This window comes from Brenneria roseae subsp. roseae (assembly GCF_003115845.1).
GTDB lineage: Bacteria > Pseudomonadota > Gammaproteobacteria > Enterobacterales > Enterobacteriaceae > Brenneria > Brenneria roseae.
Map to the genome: position 1 here is coordinate 1 of NZ_KZ819055.1, position 1,470 is coordinate 1,470.

Sequence of the window (1,470 nt, forward strand, 5' to 3'; positions counted from 1 at the left end):
AAATGGCACAAAGTTTTTTGCTGATGGGGGCACTGATTCAGCAGCATCTGAAAGGTGAAAAAGAAGATTTATTGACACCGGAAAAATTGCTGAAGGTTGCACAACAACAGGGAACAGTGCCGAGTCGTGTTCGTTATCAGTGGGTAGAGGATGAGGATACAGGCAGGCTGAAGGCAGTCGGTTATCACACCAGTATGGAAAGCGGGCGCGATCAAGTTCAGGTCAGGCTGTTGAAGCATGATTTTCCCAATAACCGCTACGAGTTCTGGGAAGAGGGCGCAACAGGACCAACCATTTTATGGACACCGGATAATCCGGGTGTGGAATTGCCTACTGATACGGCACANTATCTCGTCAGCGATACCGGGTTTTGAAATTCCAGAGATGGATGATGTCAGTATCCTCGCGACACCGATACCGGACGAGAAAGATTTCCGTGATTACATTCTGGTGTTCCCGGAGAATGTGTTTCCGCCGATTTATGTTTATTTATCAGAAAATAAGATATCTTATGCTCATGGATACAAACATTATCCGCCTAAGGGATTATCTTGGGGGGAAGTGGTTAAAACCACAAAAAGTGGGCCTGCTAAATTTAAACCTAATGTAGATATTACCTCTATAGACTATGAGGTTTGGGAAAATGGTATATCGACTTCAAATGAAAAAAACTGGAAGATTATGAAATTTGACGAAGTAAAAGGGGCGTATAAAGGAAAAGAAACTGCATGGGTTGTGACAAAGGAGTCACAAGGAACGATTCATTCTCACCCTATTGGTGAACAAGAAGCAAGAAGGTTAATGAAATGAAAAGAGAGATAGTTATTTTGGGTGATGTATACATAGTTAATAATCTGGATAGTGTTTTTGATGAATTATCTGGTATTGATTTCAATAAAACAGTTTCAGAAGAAATTAATAAATTAGATGAGGATTTATTGATGTTATCATGCTCGAATGGAAACATTCTAGACATAGGCTGGTATCCTGCATTTGAGGAAAACGGGAGTTTTAAAATCGGAGTCATAAAAAATGGAAATTGGGATAGCCCGCTATATGAGGAGAGTGTGCATTGGGACAAAAATTTTTTAAGAGGTAAAATAAAGGAGTTAATTGGTAAATTAGATGCGTGAAATATATTTTTTATCATGAACAAAGATTTTACGAATGACTACGAATGACTATGAATGTTGAAGCACTATTGAATTGTATAGGTAAAACCTACCAAGAGATCTTTGATGAAGGATTGATCCCTTATAAAACCAAGCCTAAAGGGGATTCCGGTGATCCTGTATTGGATTTAGATATGGTCAAAGAATGTATCTACTTGGCTTTTCATCGGTCATCGAGAAAACTATTTTGTGTGACACTTACACTCTTTGATGAAGACAGGCCAGCGCAGCAATTTCCAAATGTTACCTATGTCAGGAAACAGGTAGGTTTCCAGTCGTGTCCATACAGAACGCTGAT

At 39.3% G+C, this 1,470-nt stretch carries 4 protein-coding genes; all 4 read left to right on the top strand.

Going from position 1 to position 1,470, the window contains the following annotated elements; translation table 11 throughout:
* Positions 1-23: 23 nt before the first annotated feature.
* On the top strand, positions 24-346 hold a 323-nt coding region (locus DDT52_RS21345; protein ID WP_247595607.1), incomplete at its 3' end, for an S-type pyocin domain-containing protein.
* A gap of 38 nt (positions 347-384) precedes the next feature.
* On the top strand, positions 385-810 hold the full coding sequence (locus tag DDT52_RS21350; RefSeq protein WP_281728913.1) for an S-type pyocin domain-containing protein: 426 nt from the start codon (positions 385-387) through the stop codon (positions 808-810).
* Positions 807-1,133 (top strand): hypothetical protein, encoded by a 327-nt coding sequence (locus DDT52_RS20785; protein ID WP_136157994.1) that lies wholly within the window; start codon positions 807-809, stop codon positions 1,131-1,133. The genes DDT52_RS21350 and DDT52_RS20785 overlap by 4 nt, the downstream gene beginning before the upstream one ends.
* Before the next feature lie 44 nt (positions 1,134-1,177).
* A partial coding sequence (locus DDT52_RS21065) for a DUF6392 family protein (protein WP_247595606.1) occupies positions 1,178-1,470 on the top strand: 293 nt, incomplete at its 3' end.